The sequence below is a fragment of the Acetobacter okinawensis JCM 25146 genome (genome assembly GCF_000613865.1).
Classification (GTDB): Bacteria; Pseudomonadota; Alphaproteobacteria; order Acetobacterales; family Acetobacteraceae; genus Acetobacter; species Acetobacter okinawensis.
In genome coordinates, this window is record NZ_BAJU01000028.1 from 16,456 (window position 1) to 33,751 (window position 17,296).

Annotated in this window: 17 protein-coding genes, 2 pseudogenes and 1 other annotated feature; of the genes and pseudogenes, 6 read left to right on the forward strand and 13 right to left on the reverse strand. The window is 50.9% G+C overall.

Annotated features, from left to right (window positions below):
- Nucleotides 1-459 precede the first annotated feature (459 nt).
- The 4 genes from JCM25146_RS11135 to JCM25146_RS20825 all read right to left on the reverse strand — a co-directional run bounded on the left by JCM25146_RS11135 (nucleotide 460) and on the right by JCM25146_RS20825 (nucleotide 4,699).
- The gene (locus tag JCM25146_RS11135) at nucleotides 460-1,755 is read right to left on the reverse strand and encodes a globin-coupled sensor protein (protein ID WP_242401077.1); all 1,296 of its coding nucleotides are present in this window, start codon (nucleotides 1,753-1,755) and stop codon (nucleotides 460-462) included.
- Between the two features lie 7 nt (nucleotides 1,756-1,762).
- A complete protein-coding gene (locus tag JCM25146_RS21530) occupies nucleotides 1,763-1,951 on the reverse strand; it encodes a protoglobin domain-containing protein (RefSeq protein WP_081774843.1) in 189 nt (62 codons plus the stop codon).
- Nucleotides 1,952-2,258: 307 nt separating this feature from the next.
- On the reverse strand, nucleotides 2,259-3,035 hold the full coding sequence (locus JCM25146_RS11140; protein ID WP_025827991.1) for an EAL domain-containing protein: 777 nt from the start codon (nucleotides 3,033-3,035) through the stop codon (nucleotides 2,259-2,261).
- Nucleotides 3,036-3,298: 263 nt separating this feature from the next.
- Nucleotides 3,299-4,699 carry a methyl-accepting chemotaxis protein gene (locus tag JCM25146_RS20825; protein ID WP_148299059.1) on the reverse strand — a complete coding sequence of 467 codons (1,401 nt, stop codon included), beginning with the start codon at nucleotides 4,697-4,699 and terminating at the stop codon, nucleotides 3,299-3,301.
- A gap of 129 nt (nucleotides 4,700-4,828) precedes the next feature.
- Between JCM25146_RS20825 and JCM25146_RS11150 the strand changes: the two genes are divergently transcribed.
- Nucleotides 4,829-5,440, forward strand: a complete 612-nt coding sequence (locus JCM25146_RS11150; protein ID WP_025827996.1) for a TetR/AcrR family transcriptional regulator — start codon at nucleotides 4,829-4,831, stop codon at nucleotides 5,438-5,440.
- 661 nt (nucleotides 5,441-6,101) lie between these two features.
- Here JCM25146_RS11150 and JCM25146_RS11155 read toward each other — a convergent pair.
- The gene (locus JCM25146_RS11155; RefSeq protein WP_025827997.1) at nucleotides 6,102-6,953 is read right to left on the reverse strand and encodes an SDR family NAD(P)-dependent oxidoreductase; all 852 of its coding nucleotides are present in this window, start codon (nucleotides 6,951-6,953) and stop codon (nucleotides 6,102-6,104) included.
- 121 nt (nucleotides 6,954-7,074) lie between these two features.
- On the opposite strand from JCM25146_RS11155, the gene JCM25146_RS24585 reads away from it, so the two are divergent.
- The 4 genes from JCM25146_RS24585 (at nucleotide 7,075) to JCM25146_RS11170 (ending at nucleotide 9,901) form a co-directional block, all read left to right on the forward strand.
- The gene (locus JCM25146_RS24585; RefSeq protein WP_277909589.1) at nucleotides 7,075-7,398 is read left to right on the forward strand and encodes a LysR family transcriptional regulator; all 324 of its coding nucleotides are present in this window, start codon (nucleotides 7,075-7,077) and stop codon (nucleotides 7,396-7,398) included.
- 29 nt (nucleotides 7,399-7,427) lie between these two features.
- Nucleotides 7,428-8,018, forward strand: coding sequence for a LysR substrate-binding domain-containing protein (locus tag JCM25146_RS24590; protein ID WP_277909590.1), 591 nt, complete (start codon nucleotides 7,428-7,430; stop codon nucleotides 8,016-8,018).
- A 144-nt stretch (nucleotides 8,019-8,162) separates the two neighbouring features.
- Nucleotides 8,163-8,945: an SDR family NAD(P)-dependent oxidoreductase gene (locus tag JCM25146_RS11165; protein ID WP_199897739.1), complete on the forward strand. Its 783-nt coding sequence runs from the start codon at nucleotides 8,163-8,165 to the stop codon at nucleotides 8,943-8,945.
- A gap of 92 nt (nucleotides 8,946-9,037) precedes the next feature.
- A complete protein-coding gene (locus tag JCM25146_RS11170) occupies nucleotides 9,038-9,901 on the forward strand; it encodes an MBL fold metallo-hydrolase (RefSeq protein ID WP_025828000.1) in 864 nt (287 codons plus the stop codon).
- A gap of 236 nt (nucleotides 9,902-10,137) precedes the next feature.
- Here JCM25146_RS11170 and JCM25146_RS23905 read toward each other — a convergent pair whose 3' ends face one another.
- From JCM25146_RS23905 to JCM25146_RS23930, 8 genes and pseudogenes are all read right to left on the reverse strand, one after another.
- Nucleotides 10,138-10,404, reverse strand: a complete 267-nt coding sequence (locus JCM25146_RS23905) for a hypothetical protein (protein ID WP_242401071.1) — start codon at nucleotides 10,402-10,404, stop codon at nucleotides 10,138-10,140.
- A gap of 47 nt (nucleotides 10,405-10,451) precedes the next feature.
- The gene (locus tag JCM25146_RS23910; protein ID WP_242401072.1) at nucleotides 10,452-10,949 is read right to left on the reverse strand and encodes an alpha/beta fold hydrolase; all 498 of its coding nucleotides are present in this window, start codon (nucleotides 10,947-10,949) and stop codon (nucleotides 10,452-10,454) included.
- A 343-nt stretch (nucleotides 10,950-11,292) separates the two neighbouring features.
- The gene (locus tag JCM25146_RS11185) at nucleotides 11,293-11,919 is read right to left on the reverse strand and encodes a hypothetical protein (RefSeq protein WP_025828002.1); all 627 of its coding nucleotides are present in this window, start codon (nucleotides 11,917-11,919) and stop codon (nucleotides 11,293-11,295) included.
- Between the two features lie 173 nt (nucleotides 11,920-12,092).
- Nucleotides 12,093-12,508: pseudogene (locus tag JCM25146_RS22085) on the reverse strand (transposase); the annotation flags it as partial.
- Nucleotides 12,105-12,221 (reverse strand) — a sequence feature (AL1L pseudoknot). Its footprint overlaps the pseudogene before it by 117 nt.
- Before the next feature lie 20 nt (nucleotides 12,509-12,528).
- Nucleotides 12,529-13,953, reverse strand: coding sequence for an AAA domain-containing protein (locus JCM25146_RS23915; RefSeq protein ID WP_242401073.1), 1,425 nt, complete (start codon nucleotides 13,951-13,953; stop codon nucleotides 12,529-12,531).
- Complete coding sequence (locus JCM25146_RS23920) at nucleotides 13,928-15,163, reverse strand: hypothetical protein (protein ID WP_242401074.1); 1,236 nt, start codon at nucleotides 15,161-15,163, stop codon at nucleotides 13,928-13,930. Before JCM25146_RS23920 ends, JCM25146_RS23915 begins: the two co-directional genes overlap by 26 nt.
- Nucleotides 15,160-15,921: a DEAD/DEAH box helicase family protein gene (locus JCM25146_RS23925; protein ID WP_242401075.1), complete on the reverse strand. Its 762-nt coding sequence runs from the start codon at nucleotides 15,919-15,921 to the stop codon at nucleotides 15,160-15,162. The genes JCM25146_RS23920 and JCM25146_RS23925 overlap by 4 nt, the downstream gene beginning before the upstream one ends.
- Complete coding sequence (locus tag JCM25146_RS23930; protein ID WP_242401076.1) at nucleotides 15,918-16,433, reverse strand: hypothetical protein; 516 nt, start codon at nucleotides 16,431-16,433, stop codon at nucleotides 15,918-15,920. Before JCM25146_RS23930 ends, JCM25146_RS23925 begins: the two co-directional genes overlap by 4 nt.
- A gap of 726 nt (nucleotides 16,434-17,159) precedes the next feature.
- Here JCM25146_RS23930 and JCM25146_RS23935 point away from each other — a divergent pair.
- Nucleotides 17,160-17,296 (forward strand): annotated as a pseudogene (locus tag JCM25146_RS23935) (IS5/IS1182 family transposase); the annotation flags it as partial.

Consider the following 17,296-nt stretch of genomic DNA (forward strand, 5'->3'; position numbering starts at 1 on the left):
ATTCAGTAGCCAGCGCACAAGACAATCTTTGTGCGGAAGCTTTGTGGGCTGGGATTACGGGAAGAATACCACGCAAAAAGCATGTTCTTCTGCATCCTGTCACCATCATACCGCTTGTCGGCCAGCAGGTGGCGGTGTGCCACGACCGGTGAGTGTATCAAGGCATCAGCGCCGGAATAACCAGAAACTCCCCCGTCCCGTCGGGTTGACGCCACGAGAGCGTGCCAGACGCATTTCCGTGTCCACCGACGGGTTGAGTTCCATTGTCCGTAGCGCTCATGTAGATGGCGTGACGAAGGACTGACACGCAGCACATAAAGCGCCCAATTGAGACACAGACGATTATCGTGTGCAGGTCGCGACGTGTTTACTGGTCTTCGCGAAGATCATCTTTGAATCAAATGTCCAAAATATTGAAACGTTCTTTTGTAGCCAGAACTTACAGCGCAACGAATAAATTTATCGTTCTTCCCTTGAGGCAGAATCAATTTTGAATATTGAAACGTCATCAGATAGTTCATTAGACATTATAACTAATCTTTGTGCGGTATTAGCACTTTCTTCAGCGATGGCAGCATTTTCTAATGTCGTTTTCTCCAAACTTCTAATAGCTACTTTTACCTCGTTCAGCCCCGCCGATTGTGATTGGGTTTCTGTTGCAATTTTGGTTGTAGCTTCGTTAATAGCGATAACCTGACTTGTGATGCGTTCCAAAGCTTCCCTGGCGTTATGTACTTGCGTGGCGCCAGAGATTACATCGGCAGCAGCTTTTGTGATTAACGCGGCTATTTCCTTGCTGGCCTTTGCAGAACGCTCGGCGAGCGCGCGGATTTCACTTGCCACAACTGCAAAACCGCGCCCGAACTCACCGGCCCTTGCCGCCTCCACCCCGGCATTGAGTGACAAAATATTTGTTTGCATAGAAATATTATTTATTAAACCAATTATATTAGCTATTTCTTTGGAAGATTGTTCCATTCTATTTATGGCTTCTATTGCATCAGCTGTGATTTTACTAGCTTGCTCAGCTTCTGATTGTGCTAAACTAGCCATACGTTGGGCTTTCATAGTCTCTTTAGCTGTCTCAGACGCACTTAGCGCAATTTGTGTCACTGCTGCCGACATTTCCTCTTGTGCAGCGGCCTGTTGCTCTGTTGCCAAAGAGAGATTATCTGCTCCGTGATGTATGCTTTCAGCATTTGTCATAACATCTTTGGTAGATATTGATATTCTACCGATACTCTTAGAAAGCTGCTCCGCTGAACCGTTAAAATATTGTTTCAACAGCTCAGAGCGTTCGGGAAATATTCCTGTTACGCGATAGCTGAGATCGCCATCCGCTAAAGACGTCAAAGCCGCATTAATTGATGAAATGACACTGCGGTCTTCCTGTGCTCGTCGTTCTTGTTCTGCACGCAGTTCAGCCCGCTCTGTTTCCATCGCATCCAGATAATATGATACTGTAAGATCTATTTCTGTTAGAACAGCCTTACACAGGCTAGTTACATTTTTGGCCAAACGCTCTCGTCCAGATGCCTGAGAAAAGAACCCGATACCATCCTTTCGATCTTCTATAATGGAGTGAATGAGGCGTTCAAGAATGATCGTGTATCCGCCGATATACCAACGGGGGGTCAAGCCACTATGTGCATGAACTTCTCCTATCCGACGTACCTGCTTCACATATGATCCATCGAAATGGGCGTCTAGAAGAGCTTGCCAGTGAAGGGTTTGAGCTTTTTTTGCTTGATTTATTTTTGATTCAGACGAAAAAAAAACGTTTTAATTCGGGCGTTTTCCGAATTTTCTCATAAAGAGCATCGAGAGCGTCAGGTAATGCATTTACAAGAGTGTTACGAAGACCTTTTATAGCGTTAAAATCGTCTTCATTCATTCCGATAAAATCGTGACGATGCCGAATGCTCATTACGCTATGATCATCTCTTTCCATTTTTTCTCTCCTCTTTTATTTTTAGTAGTTTTTGTATTAACGTGGGCACGCATGGACTGGGTCACCTGCAGCTTCCGCTCACATCCATCTTGTCTCGCGTGGCTCATTGCCAATCAGCGTTCAAGGAAGGTGCACTCAGAAGCCGCAGCACGCGTCTGCTTAAAAGTGGCGCGATCTACTCCGTAGTCGACCGAAGTCTGGACGTACACAAATCCAGTGCAGGTTCAACAGTCGCTCCGCCTTTGTATTATTCTCTGCAATATGGTTACTTACAGATTCATAACTAAATATAAATGTAACTTCAGTTCTACTTATGTTGTACCGTCCAACTCTCAATAAGATGGTCCAGTTCGTCTAAACTGACAGCAGGGGAGCAGAAAAAGCCTTGAAATCTTCTAACACCCATTCCTTTTAATTCGTAGAATGCACTAATTGTTTCAACTCCCTCTGCGTAACAATAAATCTGCATTCTATTGCAATAATATATAATGGCTTCTATCAAAGACCGCGTTTTGAGATTGGAAGAAAAGTTTTGTAACATACCCTTGTCTATCTTTATTCCATACAGATCGATATCAACAACCGGTAGCAATGTGCTATGCTCCGAAAAAAAGTCATCAAGGGAAAATTTAAAGCCGTAATCTATTAGTCTTTTGATTTTTGAAACAATATTTTTGTTAACCTTCATCCTCTCAGAAATTTCAAAAATGATGTTTTGTGGGAATCGTGGTTTTTTTCTCGAAATATCCTTCAAACGATCTAAAAAAACTCTATTATTGATATCTATTTGTGATATATTTATAGAAACGCTATATTTACCAGTGTATTTTTTTATGAATACTTCCGCGGAATCAATACATAATGTCGTGACTTTTTTGTGGAGATCGCTGTCCGACAATAATGGTTTAAAATAATCTGGAGAAAATACTCGTCCACAACCGCACTTAACACGCATTAGTTGTTCGAAGCAGACTATATTAAGGCACTCATCAAGGATGGGTTGAAAATAAATCTCGACAAGATTTTTGTCGAATAAATTATTGTAATCCTGCTGTACGCACTTTCCGCATGGAAAAACTATCATCGGTAGGCCTTTTTAAGCTTATCTGACGGAAATTGAAGGGTGATGGCACGATACAGTAATAGAAGTTCACGGTGACAATGATAAGATCTCACGACCACCTCAACAAGAAAGTTATCATACTCAGGCCATTCATCGCTGTTAAAGAGAAAATTGCGAATAATAACAAAAAGTTGGAAGTTTACCCATTAACACTGAGCCTACAAACAATAGGATATAGACTCAGTGTTATAACGACTTGACATTACACTAACGTAGCGGGTGAATTATCTTCCAATGTTAGGTGGAATTGAAATTTCATGCGTATAGTGCCGTTTATACTGAAATTGATTCACGATATCGTTTAAAGACGCAGCCTCTCGTGCAAGATTATGAACTGCCGCAGTGGTCTCTTCAACCATTGCGGCATTTTTTTGAGTTATGGTATCCAATTCGTTCATCGTTGTATTGATTTCGTTGAGCCCACCGGATTGTTCTGCTGCTGATGTCGAGACTCTTTCAATCAAATTACCTAGATCGTTAATCTGAGTTGAAATATCTAAAATGCATCGTTGTGTATCTCTAACGAATCCGACTCCATTGTTGATAACAGCGTAAGAATGGGAGATGAGATCTTGTATATTTTTAGACTCGTCGGCTGTGCGCTGAGCAAGCGTCCTGACTTCGCTGGCAACAACTGAAAAACCACGTCCATGCTCCCCAGCTCTAGCAGCTTCAACAGCAGCATTAAGAGCTAGAATATTTGTCTGGAATGAAATTCCATTGATTGTTTCAATAATAGAGTTGATTTTTGAAGATGATTCCTCAATTTTCTTCATGGCATCTATAGTGTTCTCGATGGTGACTTTAGACAAATCAACACTATTCTTTGTTAAAATCGATGTATCCCGCGCATTTTTTGTTACTGATGCAATTTCTTGCATATTTTTATTGATAGACGAAACCGTTTCCGTCGTTTGCTCAAGACTGGAAGCTTGCTCTTCTGTCCGCCTTGCTAGTTCATCGGTCGCGGTGAAGACTTCTGCAGAGGTATTGCTGACAACAACCGTGTTGCTAGTAATTTTCTGTAGCGCTGCACTAATAGCACTAAGCCCGTCATTAAAATCGTTTCTGATAGATTCATATTCTGGCGCAAAAGGCTGATCTAATGTGGCCGTTAGATCACCTGTTTTTATAGCTAGCAAAGCTCTACGAAAAGAATCTGTCATAAATTCTATGTTTTTCTGATTTTTTTTCTGCTGTTCTTGTGAGGCAAATTGCTCACGCCTGTCCTCCCAGACGACAGCAATTTCGTCATGTCCTTCAATATTTATGAGAAATATCGTTGCAAAAACAGGAAGTAAAGTTCCGTCAATACGTAAATGCACCCAATCAAATTGAATAGGTTTTCTATATTTAAGGAGCCTTTCTACTATGTCCTGAGTGGAATCGCTTGATTTCTTTCCATTAGGCTGAAATTCTGGCGAAAATCTTTCAACACTCAACCCTATAATCTGATCTCTATTACCGCCAACAAGATCTAACATGGCTTTGTTACAATCAGCCACCTTGCCATTTTTTAGATAAAAGCAGCCACTCAAGCTGTGTTCGAATATTGACTCCGCAAGAATTTGATGTACAGATAATACATCTTTATTATTTTCTTTCCTGAACTTTGAAAAGAACATGTTAATATACACCAACTTCACGGATCTTGTAGATGATCAGAAACATAAAACTCTAGGACTCCTTATTTATTCAAAAATACTCTTGTAGACGACTAGTCTATTCACTCTTATATATGAGTCACTATCTCCATGCAACACACAGCGCATAATCGCGACACCAAGCAGGACATTCTATACGCTGCACGAGTGATAATCGGCCGGAAAGGTTTTGCGTCAGCTGGATTAAACGAAATATTAGCTGCTGCAGATGTCCCAAAGGGATCGTTTTATCATTACTTTAAGTCTAAAGATGCCCTTGGGGTTGAGGTATTGGAAGAATATTTCCGCTCTTACGCCGATTTAATTGATGACATATTTAGCAGACCAGATTTGAATGGGTATGATCGCTTAATGTTATACTGGAAAAGATGGATGTCTTCTCAGAGAGTTGGTGAAAAAACGAGCAAATGCCTCACTGTTAAACTAGGTGCCGAGGTGTCTGATATGTCTGAGCCGATGAGAAGAGTGCTTATTGAGGGAACCGATAACATTATAAGCAAAATAGCAGGTGCTATTGAATGCGCAATTTTAGATGGGTCGATATCAATATCAGAAAAACCAAAAAAAACTGCAAAAATTTTCTATGAGATGTGGCTTGGGGCAACACTATTATTTAAAATAACCCATAATGACGATGTTTTAATAGATACATATTTAACTACGCAGCGGTTTTTCGATCCTAATACTATTAAATCGTTCTGATTTCAAACTGACATCTGGGTCGTTTCGTCATCTACAGTCGCTGCCGAGAGGGAAATGCCTGTAGTGGTTTATTTGAGTAACTAGTGACCCGATAATCTGGAGAACCTTAGTAACTCCGTTGTTTGGTGTCGGTATCTGTGATTCCATGCCTGTTGTGGTAATTGGATGGGTGAATAATTGGGTAGACGGATTTCTTTGATGTTGAAGATCAGTCTTGTCGTTTGAGGGGAAGAGCAGATTAACTCGACGTTTTTTTGCAGTCGGGTCAACGTAACCTACGACACGCACGCTTTTGTCTTCGTGATGGCGGTCAGTGCCTTCACGTAGTTGGTCCGTACGCGCTACATCCCGACACGGATTACAACACAGAGAATAAGTTATCCTGACAACCATCAGTCGAAAGATTATTACTTTTAAGTTAGGTAACAGGGGGCAAAAAACGGATATTCGCTCTGTCCACTTGGTTCGTCCTTTAGAACCACCACTATATCGGTTTTGTATGTCATACATTTTTCTTGCCCCCGAAAGTCTCGTCCACTCAACGATATATGATGCGACTGCCGATCCGGTCCTGATTGTTGAAATGATCGTCAGGAAAAGGATTAACGCGAAGCAGACGGCGACCAGAGTTCGCGATGCCCGGAACTGATCATTCGAAAGCTCACGCTTCTTTCATCCATTGCTTAAATTTTTGCGCCCAAGCCGGGTTCCAGCGTGACAGTGCTGGACGGTTGTGAATCATGTCGTCGGCTGACCACTGGATGCGGCGCATATCCATTTCGGATGTGACTTCGTTGTCAGGACACAGGATGTAGAAGTCCTCACTGAATAGCCGCTGCAGAAAATAATCTACCACCTGTTCCGCTGTCCATGCGGCCTTCGGTTTACGGTCATGAGGCCCGTCCTTGCCGTGGAAATTCATGGGGGTCCATGTATAACCTGGCACCAGAAGATGGGCCGAAACACTCCCACCCGTGGAGACCAGAAGTTCATGGGCCAGTTGCTCGGTGAGCACCTTCACTGCCGCCTTGGCGACAGAATAGGCGGCGTGGCCAGGCGGTGTAGTGATCCCTTCCTTGGAGCCAAGATTCACCACGGCCGATGGACGATTTGCGGCGATCATATGCGGCACGAATAAATGTTGTGCACTGAGGACAGCGCGAAAATTGACGTTGAGAGTCCGGTCCCATTCATCGGGTGAATCCCATGGACCGGCTTTGCTCAGCACACCAACATTATTCACCAGTAATCCGACATCCCCAAAGCGGGTCAGCGTTTGATCACGCAGGCGTAGAAGCACTGTATCATCGGTCACGTTACCCATGACAGTCAGTACTTCAACGGGCAGCGTGGACACCAGCGCCTCCAATGCATCTCCGTCCTGATCAAGAAGTGCCAAGCGCATCCCCCGGGCCGCAAATTCCCGGGCAAGAGCAGCGCCAATGCCTTTTGCTGCACCGGTGATGACTGCAACACGATCCTTTGCGACGATTGTTCGCATTCTTTCTGACATTCACGTTGCTCCTTCTGTCTGAGTGGCCAGGAAAGGCGATTGATCCGGGCATCCTAGCGCAACCTCATAAGGCTTGTAATTGAGTCAAACGGCACATGGTGTATGTTTATACTCAACAGATATGAACGAACGAGCGAAACGCATCATGCATCTTTCACGTGGAGATCTGGGAGATCTCAACCTGTTCTGCGCCATCGCCAAGACAGGCGGCTTTCGCAAAACTGCAGCAGAACTGGATCTTTCTCCATCGGCCTTGAGCCACGCTATCCGCGGACTGGAAAAGCGTCTGGGTGTACGTCTCTTCAACCGGACCAATCGCAGTGTCACGCTAACACCAGCTGGACGGGAGTTGCTCTCGCATGTCACGTCAGGACTCTCTGAAATCACCAATGGGCTCGAAGCCTCAATCGTTTTCGGGACCGACCCGCTGGACAGTTACGTCTGAACGTACCAACTGACGCCGCCCGGCTTGTTCTGGCCCCGGTGATTGCGCGTTATGCCACCCTTTATCCCGACGTCCGTCTGGAAGTCGCGGTGGAGGACGCCGTGGTGGACATCATCGAACAGGGTTTTGACGCGGGGGTTCGCTATGGTGGCACAATACCGGAAGACATGATCGCGGTCCCGCTCTGTCCCGATCTACGATGGGTGACAGTCGCATCGCCTGCCTATCTTGCATCAGCTCCACCCCTTCGAGGTCCGGCCGACCTACACCAGCATCGCTGTATAGGGATCCGGATGGGAAGCGGAAAAATCTATCACTGGGAGCTGGAACGCGGCGAAGAGAAAGTCTTTTTGGACACGGACTGGTCAGTGATCGTCAACGAAACCGTTCTGTCTATCGAGATCGCCGAACGCGATGGGGGGATCAGTTACAACCTTGAAAGCCGGGCGGCAGTGCAGATCGCAAACGGGTCGCTCGTCAAGGTCCTGCCCGAATGGGCCTCCATGGGACCGCCACTCTTTATTTATTATCCCAGCCGGCGACAGCTTCCTGAAGCATTACGGGCTCTTATTCGCCTGATACAGGGGCAAAAACCTGATCAGAACGTAACAGGTGAATAAAAACGATCACTTCGTTGATTTCAGCTCTCCGCCTGCGGCATGGATTTTCACTGATTTCGCGCTTAACTCCACAAACAAGTGGCGACAGGCATGACCAGCTGTGTGTCGCCCCGTTTTATAAAACTTGGGGGAAAGTTGAGACAGATGAGCAAACTTGCCATGATCAGCGGATCGTCTTCGGGTATTGGTTTCGAGATTGCACGTATCCTCGGTGGCATGGGTTATGACCTCGCCATTTCAGGGGCCAGTGGTAAAATCCACGACGCCAAAACAGAACTCGAAAAGATCGGTGTAGCAGTCTATGCATTTCAGGCGGATGCAGCGACTTATGACGGCGTCGAAGGGTTCTGGCAGTTTACGAAAGATCTTGGACGAAACATCGATATTGCCGTTCTCAATGTTGGGATCGGTCTGGGCGGGGCCTTTGTTGATAACAAGCTCGAAGATGATTTCCGGGTCATTGCCATCAATATCTCCGGGACGGTGCATCTGGCCAAGCGTGTAGTGCAGCACATGGTGCCCAACAAGGCGGGCCGGATCATGATTGTGTCCTCCCTCTCGGCAACCACACCGACACCTTACGAAACTGTCTATGGTCCTTCCAAGGCATTCGGTTTTATGTTTTCAGAATCCCTGCGAGAAGAGCTTCGCGATACGGGCGTCAGTGTCACAGCCCTGCTCCCGGGTGCCACAAACACGCGTTTTCACAAGAACGCCGGCATGGCCACCAGCAAGATCGATCATGGGCCCAAAAATGACTTGCATGTCGTGGCGCAGCAGGGTGTCGACGCTCTCATGCAAAACGAAGATATGGTCGTTGGCGGCGATGCCGCAACAAAGCAGCAGGCTATCGACAACCGCACCACACCTGAAACGGTCAAAGCGGCTCGGCATGCCATTCTTTGCAAACTGAACGGTGTCGCGTGATCAGGTAAAGCACGGCTGAGATTGCGCCGGATGGTATCGGGCAGACACCCATCGTCTGTCCGATACCAGATGAGCAAGCTAGGGATAAGCTCATGTCATCAGAACGAATATTTCAGGCACCTGAAATCAGCCGTTACCGTGTCGGAGAGTTCGCCGTAACGGTTCTGAGTGACGGCTCTCTAGACGCCTCGCTCGACCTTCTTGATGGGATTGATCAAGATGAGGCGTTGTCGCTTCTGGGCGCGGCAGACACTTCACCTTCATCGCACATGAACATCAATGCATTTGTTATTGAGGCCGGTGCGCGGACCATTCTTATCGATGGTGGTGCTGGAAACCTCAACGGCTGGGGCGGCCGACTGATTCCTGCGCTGATCGCCGCAGGTTATGACCCCCTGCAGATTGACACGATCCTTCTCACACATGGACACAGCGATCATGTCGGCGGTCTGGCAGGGCCTTTTGCTACAAAATCTTTCCGCAACGTTGAAAAGTTTTTCCTTCATCAGGCAGAGCTGAATTTCTGGCGAAACGAAGAGAGACGCGATGCTGCACCTGTTGCACATCAGCGCCTGTTCGACGTTGCTCGCAATGTCCTTGCTGCTTACCAGCAGCAGATAACACCTTTCGAGGACAGAGATGTTCTGCTCCCCGGGATCACAGCCGTCCATTTACCAGGGCATACGCCAGGTCATTCCGGCTATCTTTTGGAAAGTGAAGACGACTCTCTCCTGATCTGGGGCGATGTCCTGCATTTCCCCCATATTCAGGTAGCGCGGCCTGACGTCACATTTGCTTTTGATCACAATCCCGGCTTGGCCGCAAAGACACGCCGTAAGATTTTAACCGAACTTTCCCGCAACCATCGATATGTCACGGGCGTACATTTTAATGCACCCGTTAGAGCGAAAATCGAGAGTTACAAAGACGCATTCCGTCTGACTTACGATCTTTAGCCTATCAGTACCGGCCGACGTCAGCGGTTAGAGCAGATACAGCGGCAGAACGAAACGCAGGTAGTCTGTTGACTACATCTACGGTAGCTACGTAGTCTTCCTGAAATCTTGTCACACCTGAACTTATAATGACCACTTTATCTCGGCAGTAAGTCGATAGAAAGTTGTCGCCGCCATATCAGACATAGGGCGCTCCCCACACATCGCGATAGCGTGCATGATTGTTGTAAAGTTGATCAGCCGCCCTGCTCGCGCAGCCAACTTGCGATCGAGTTAACGACCTGACTTTCGATGCCGTAATAGCCGTGCGGCGAGAGCGAGCCGCAAGCTTTGGCTGACTGCTTCAAGCCTCCGGTAACTGTGAGCACGCGCGCGCTAGGCGCGTGCGTCATGGCTGCGACGATGCGAGGCGCCATCTCCGGTGGCGCCACGTTGCAAGCGTCATCGCGGTTGGCCACGACCAAAGCAGGAACTCGCACGTCCGACGGGTTGGCGTCGAACACAGTCTCGGCACTCCGCCGACCCGGCAGGGAAACGGATTCGGTAAGCACTACGCCGAGATCGACTTCGGCCGAGCTCGGGCGGCACCATTCATCGCTGCGATGGTTCCCTGACTCGTGCCGATCAAGAACACGGGTGCGGGAACGTGGCTATGGGCATATGCGACCAAATCTGAGATTAACTTGCCATAGCCTGGGGAACTGCGGGCTCCTCTTAAGTTCTCCTGTGCGATGGTGTCAGGGATCAGCACGGCATAGTCCCTCGCGACCCAGTCCTGTCGTGTACGCACGACGAAATTGTCATCGTGGCGCAGGTCGCCGTCACGTTGCATACCGACCTTGCCGGCACCGCCCGGCAGCATGATCAATGTCGCCCGCGGTCGGGCCGGGGCAAGGTAGAGGACGCGCTGGGTCAAGCCGTTTTCAAATGGAAGATCCAACACCCACTCGTGGCCCTCTGTGCTCTTCCACAAAGACTGGTCAGCCGACGCTGGGGTGATGAGTGCGATCACAGTCGTCACCACGGCAAGAATAGCAATTTTCAGCACGGTTGTAGATCTTCCCAAGACAGGAACGCTAATATGAACGGCGCCTTCAGAACGCTCATGATTTCGTCCTCTACCGCCCTCATGTCGGTCATACAGGCGGTAGGGAGAGTATCCCGAAAGCCGATATGAATCATCCGACGCTCTACCGGCAAAGACGGATAGCGGACTTGCGCACGCATTCTACTCAATCGAGGTTCGAATCTCGACGGGCATCCCAAGCGTCAGATTGTTTAAGCTTTGATATTTGCACAGGGCTTCGGCAGCATCCGCTCGGCCGTTTTTTCTTCCCCGCGACTTTACTGTAACTATCACGAACCGGTTGCCAGCTGACGGGTCATTCATTCTAACAGGGCGGATCGGTAACGGCCATGGGCAGAGGGTCGGCGAGGCCCCAGAAACGGGTCGTGGCTCTGATGTAGCGGATGAGGTCTCTCGATCGAATACGCAGACGCTCGCTAGCAACGGGCGTGCCCGGCAGGAGGTCGCAATAATCTGTCGAAGCATCGTTCCAGAGTTGGGGCGCCAACGCTCGAAGTCGGTCGCACGATTGCCCCTCGCCGTGCCGTACGACATTGGCGACAACAAACATCTGTGTCAGATCGTTTCCGAGACCATCGCAGGCGAGGTTAATACCGGCAATCTTCGCGCAGCCGCCGAGCAACGGCTCATATCCCCGGAGCCTAGTCACGTCGGCCAAGCCCGCGTCTTGGATGGACCGTGCCCAGATGCTCAGCTGGCGCTCGAACACACCCGCCAGCGTCAGTACGAACGCCTTGGCCGCCTCATTACGGGTATAGTTGTCGACCTGGGCCTTCGCGCGGTCAAGACATTGGTCGAGGCACGTTGCCTCGCCGGTCCCCAAGTCACCGTGGTATGGCATACTAGCCATGACTGGGCGGATCACCCGATCGTACAGGCGCACCAAGTTCGCCTGGAAGACGCGGAGGAGCTGATCTTTGTGTGAGTTCATCGCAACGCCTCAGCAGAAACAAAGCAGACAGGCTGTAGTCGCCTCATGTCGGTCATTTGAGCCGCCTTGTCGCTTTCCATATAGCGGACATGATCGACGCAAACTCCTTTTGCCACTTTGGGCTGAGAGCCGACGGGCAGCTTCTGGCCCCTCCACGTTATGGCCGCCTGATGATAAAACGTGGACGGGGCAATCGGCAGAACGCGACAGATTGGCTCGACCCCGTAATCGGCACGGTAGGCTTCAATAAACGCGATCATTTGCGAAACGGGCGGTCGAGCGCTACCTGTGCAAAATAAGCCGAGGCCTTCTTCAGGATCTCATTGGCCTGACGCAGTTCACGGACCTCACGCTCCAACGCCTTGATCCGTGCCGTCTCGGCCGTGGTTGGCCCCGGTTGCGTACCCGCGTCCCGCCGGGCCTGCTTCCACCAGTCATGCAGGCTGTCGCCCGAGCAGCCAAGCTTGCCACCAATCTCGCGACAGGCCGCTGATAAGCTCGGGTAATCCGAGCGATGCTCGTCCAGAAGGCGCACGGCGCGCTCACGGAACTCAGGCGAATAACGCGATGTTTTCTCCTTCTCTACCATAGGCTCATCCTCCGAGAGTTTTACTCTCCGGTAAACCCGGGGCAGGTCAGACTGACAAAGGCCGCCATTATTCCATGCCCTATTTCGGACGGGGGCTTGCTCTCTTTCAGAAGAAGGTTGAGCTCATCAATGGCTTCTCGGGCGGCTTTATGGGCATCCTCCCCGGTCAGCACCCATGACGTATCCAGGTTGGCGCCCTCAGGTTTGTCGCGCATGACGCTCAGCCAGTTGAAGGACCCTTCTGCAATGAAGCTCTGCGTCATCAGCGTCTTCGAATGTAGGAGCTTGATGTCGTGCAGCCTTGCTCCCGTCTCCTCGAGTGCTTTTCTGCACGCAGGTGATGTTCCGTTGGAATAACCGGGAGCGTTGGGAGCGCGCGTCACGATATTGACCACGGCCCCTCTGCCAACGGCCTCGCGGATGCTGTCCTGGAGTTCAGGTGCGTTGACGCCGGACAGGGACAGGAAGGGGGAGACAATGACAATTTCCTCGCCGTCTTTCAGGTCCGCGAGGGCTTTATCCAGTTGCGCGTGGTGCTCGCTTACGGATGACAGCCTCTTGCCACGGAGGATGAGAGACGTATCTGCTGCCCAGTTGCCAGTCACATCCCCGAGTTCATAGCCCTTGGAAAACAAGGCTCTCCCCAGAATTCCCAGGGCCGATGCAGGATTCCGCTCGAAGATTTCCATCGTGCCAATGACGACGAACGAATGGACGGCTCGTGAGATGGCGACGTTGAGAAGACTGCGCTTGCCATCCAGGAATCCCGTGCTCGCCTTGCGGTCGCATGTTGGCGAGAAGATGATGATGTCCCGTTCCGCGCCCTGCATGGCGTTGACCGTGCCGACCTTGATTTTCGAGATGTTCTTGTCCGTATGGGCCGTGCTGAACTTGCGCAACGCCCGCCGGATGGCGTCTCTCTGCGGTCCATAGGGGGCAATCACCGCGACAATCTCGTTCACCGGCTTGTCGTAGAAGTCCTTCCATTCATCCGCTTTACTGACAATCCACCGCGCGATGGCCTCCGCTTCACGGGGATTGCGCTGACTGCGCCCCAGACGCTCCGACGTTCCATTGACATTGGCCCAAGCAAGAGGGGGCAGAGGAGGTTCCCTGTCCGGTTCTGCGGTCACGGGTTTCAGGCGGCCGTTATAAACGAGTTCGTTGCAGATCTCGATGATGTCCCGTCGGCAACGGCGGTGCTCGGTCAAGAAGATGCCGGGAACAGGGCTGTCCGGTGAGGAGTGACTGGTGCCCGTCTGGGCCACGCGCATCACGGAGCCCATGATGTTATTGTTTCCCGGGGCGGCCGTGACGACGCGGGGATCAACCGGTCCGTCGTCATCCCAGAAGTATTCCTGAACGCCGGCCTTTCGGGCATTGCCAGTATCCGTTGCATAGGAACTGGTGACGACCGGCTCAATCTGGAAGACATCCCCGACCACAACGGCTTTCTTCGAGAAGGGCCATGGCCGGGACCATTTGGTAGGGGGCTATCTGTCCGGCTTCGTCAACAATGAGCAGGTCGAAAAAGCCTGCCATGAAACGTTCGACGAATTTGCCCTTTTCCATCATCGTGCATTTGGGAAACTTCGGAAGGCTGGCTGCCGTCACGATGAAGAGCGGTGTCAGCATCGCCCATCGACGATACATGGCCTCCATGGCTCTGCCGCCAACCTTGAACGGATAGACCTTGTTGTCGTTCTGCTCGAGCGCATCCTGAAGAGCCTGAACTTCAAGGACCCACCGACCTTCCCAGTAGCGCAAAGCATACTGGAACAGAGCGTAGCGTATTGTCCGGTCCAGGAAATCCTCGATGACATCTAGCCTTCCTGTCCAGTTGCTCTGGCGCCAGGGAAGTTTTTCTTCCGGCATGTCGAACATCGCGGCCCAGTCGGACGGTGCCAGAACCGTTTCAATGGACGTGCAGCAATCCTGAAGTTGCTGGAGTATCTGATGCTTGAGGGTGACGAGCTTTTCAAGCTCGCGACCGGCCAGAACATAGGAGCCTCCCACATAGTGATCGTACTCTGCTCGGGCGGTCTTGCTCACCAGGTCGGCAGCGGCAACCTCGCGTTCCAACTTCTGGACCAGGGTATCTCGAGCCTGACGCGTCTCTTCCCGGGATTTCCGGACTGTTGCGAGCTCCCTCTCGGCTGATTCCGTCATCTCATTGATGGCATTCATCCATTCGAGCTTGGACTTGACCTGAGCCTGCATGAGCGACCGAAAGAAGCTGCCCTGTCTACCCTCGGCGACAAGCCTTTCAACATTCGCCCAGTTGCGTCCACTCATCAGGTTCGAAAAGAAACCGCCCTTCGGCAATGCAGCAATGAGTGCGACGGCATGTGCTCCCACCTCTTCGACTTTCTGCCCGGCAGCATGCACAGCATCATCACGCTGCTTCAGGAGGTCCCGGGTTTTCCGGTTCTCCTCATTGATCCGGGCGCGCGGAACGGCGGCAGCGGCCTCTTTTTCCTTGAGGTCGGATTTGAGAGCGTCTTCCCTTGGCCTGCGCTCCTGAAGAAGGGCTTCCCGCTGGGCGATGGCCTCTGTGATGTCGGGATATGTTCCATAGCCTGAGGCCACGTAAAGCTGATTCAGCTTTCTGGCTTCTCCAGCACAGACCTGCCCTATTTCGACAAGCACTTTCATCCGGGCGCGGATTTTCGCGATGCCATCTTCAACAAGGCTGATATCGTGACGCGCCCCCTGAGGACTGTGACCTGAAAGGTGCTCCTTGCGGACTGGCGGAGTGACGCCGGATAGAAAGAACTGTAGTAGCCGTTAATCCAAGCGTCACGGGAGGCCCAGGCATCGACTGTGTCCCGTTCACGTTCGGGGAAGCCTTTCCACTCCATCGTGCCCAGGCCTCTTCCCGGAGACGCGATCAGGTAGCCGGCTTTCAGAGCCTCCTTTTCTTTCTCTCCAGACGGGAAATACAGACCCAGCGCATCGGCACCCTCAATCCATCTTCTCGCCCATGGCCGGCTGTCCTTGGAAGCCATGGCTTTTTTCATGGCATCAATGATGTTGGTGACAGCCTGGTTGTTGGTCGAGGTCCCGACGATGACAGCCGGATCACCACCCTCGAGGGCACGTGTCACCAGCTCCGTTGCGACGATACCTTGCAGAAGTGTCGTCTTGCCGGTGCCCGGGGGGCCGTTCACGGCGAGAATGTCACCATCTTTCACCGAGCAGAACGCCGTCATGGCTTCAGACTGGTTGGATGACATTCCATAGGCGAAAGTCATCGTTCCCCTGGCTCGGCCCGCTGCAGCCCACTTCTGGGACTCATCCACGACGGCCGGTTCCGGTCCACCATCGACATACCGTGCGAGCAGAGGTGTTACGAGATCGGTGTCAGCCAGAACGGTATCGTAAAACCGTCGCTGATGGAGGGTCGCAATCATCCGATGCTGGCCTCCGCAGGCTGAAGGGCCACGCGCTCCCAGAGCTCGTAGCCGTCGGGTAATCCGTCTTCTCCGGTCACAGCGTTCCAAAGCTTTTCCGCCCACTCCAGGGTCTTGCCGAGACTGCCTCCTTCAAACGGATTGAGCTGGAGCCAGGTGTCCATGGTGGCCAAATCACCAATCAGGACGTCACCATCCGACGGTTCGAGAAGCTCTCGATTTATCCAGGGCGGCGCATCCTTGAGCGGCTCGATGGTGCCTCCCGGACTGACGTTGACGAGCATGGCCATACAGAAAAGGGCAGGCTGTCTCGAATGCTCGGTGGAATGACTGACCTGTCCGAGAAGAATGCGGATACCGGCCATCGCGATAATGGAATCGTCGGGAGCCAGGTCACGGGAGGCAGGATGCATCTTTCTCAGTGCCTGGGTTTTGTCTGGCGGCAGCTGGCCTTTTTCAAAACCCTCTTCGTCAAGAGCAACCAGATTATCCCGGCTAAAGGAGATCTTCATCTGGGCATCATCAAGAAGAGCGGAATGCCAGTACGAAAGGACCGAATGATGGCTTGGCTTCGACGACATCCGCTTTAGAACCCTATGTAGTGACGCTTTTTGTTACAAAATGCCCTTTGACATGTAAACATATGCGTCCCCTAGGCTCAGGACTTAGTGTCAGAACATATGGTTGCAGTGAGGCAGATGACCAAGAAAACGACTGCTGGGCAAAGAAAGACACTGGAGAAATCGTAGCGCTTTACGAGATGTCTTCACCTGTGATGCCATCAAGGCTTGTTTCGATCTCGCGATGGAAAATCAGGGGCTGCTATCCAAAGTCGGGCCTTAGCCGTGCGATGCTGTGTCCGACCAAGATCCCTCAAAGCGCAAGCAACATCGCGCTGCTCATCGGATCGGATTGGTCTTTTATAGAAGAGAACGTGTTCTACAATCACATTGAGTGGTAGACCTGCCTTCCGGTATTCGTCATGAACCTAGATCATCCGGCCTGATGTCAGCTGCGGAAGAAGGTCATCCAGTGTCAATGCATCAGACCAGAAGGATGTCCGGGCGAACAGCAATTCCATGAGTGAACCGCCTAGGGATTGGCGGAGACGTCCGCTTTCAAAAAAATTCCACCCAAACCCGGACCGACCGGTTTTCCCCCAATTCTGTTGAAAAAGTCGCTCTTGAAATAATCATTGCTTCCTGATTCAGTCGTCATCAGTCAAGGAGTGTCGGCAGATGATGGGTAAGCGAACCGGGGTTCAGGAAACCCTGTTTTATGGGTTCAGCCTGGAGCAGCATGTACCAGACAATCACCTGCTTCGATCTATTGACCGGCTGGTTGATCTCTCCGGAATTCGAGAACATCTTCGTCC

Bases quoted from the DNA above. Each gene is read 5' to 3' on its own strand.
- JCM25146_RS11185 (WP_025828002.1), bottom strand. From the start codon at position 11,919: ATGAACTCACACAAAGATCAGCTCCTCCGCGTCTTCCAGGCGAACTTG.
- JCM25146_RS23930 (WP_242401076.1), bottom strand. From the start codon at position 16,433: ATGAAGATCTCCTTTAGCCGGGATAATCTGGTTGCTCTTGACGAAGAG.
- JCM25146_RS11170 (WP_025828000.1), top strand. From the start codon at position 9,038: ATGTCATCAGAACGAATATTTCAGGCACCTGAAATCAGCCGTTACCGT.
- JCM25146_RS24585 (WP_277909589.1), top strand. From the start codon at position 7,075: ATGAACGAACGAGCGAAACGCATCATGCATCTTTCACGTGGAGATCTG.
- JCM25146_RS21530 (WP_081774843.1), bottom strand. From the start codon at position 1,951: ATGGAAAGAGATGATCATAGCGTAATGAGCATTCGGCATCGTCACGAT.
- JCM25146_RS20825 (WP_148299059.1), bottom strand. From the start codon at position 4,699: ATGTTCTTTTCAAAGTTCAGGAAAGAAAATAATAAAGATGTATTATCT.
- JCM25146_RS11140 (WP_025827991.1), bottom strand. From the start codon at position 3,035: ATGATAGTTTTTCCATGCGGAAAGTGCGTACAGCAGGATTACAATAAT.
- JCM25146_RS11165 (WP_199897739.1), top strand. From the start codon at position 8,163: ATGAGCAAACTTGCCATGATCAGCGGATCGTCTTCGGGTATTGGTTTC.
- JCM25146_RS11150 (WP_025827996.1), top strand. From the start codon at position 4,829: ATGCAACACACAGCGCATAATCGCGACACCAAGCAGGACATTCTATAC.
- JCM25146_RS11155 (WP_025827997.1), bottom strand. From the start codon at position 6,953: ATGTCAGAAAGAATGCGAACAATCGTCGCAAAGGATCGTGTTGCAGTC.
- JCM25146_RS23925 (WP_242401075.1), bottom strand. From the start codon at position 15,921: ATGATTGCGACCCTCCATCAGCGACGGTTTTACGATACCGTTCTGGCT.
- JCM25146_RS23920 (WP_242401074.1), bottom strand. From the start codon at position 15,163: ATGAAAGTGCTTGTCGAAATAGGGCAGGTCTGTGCTGGAGAAGCCAGA.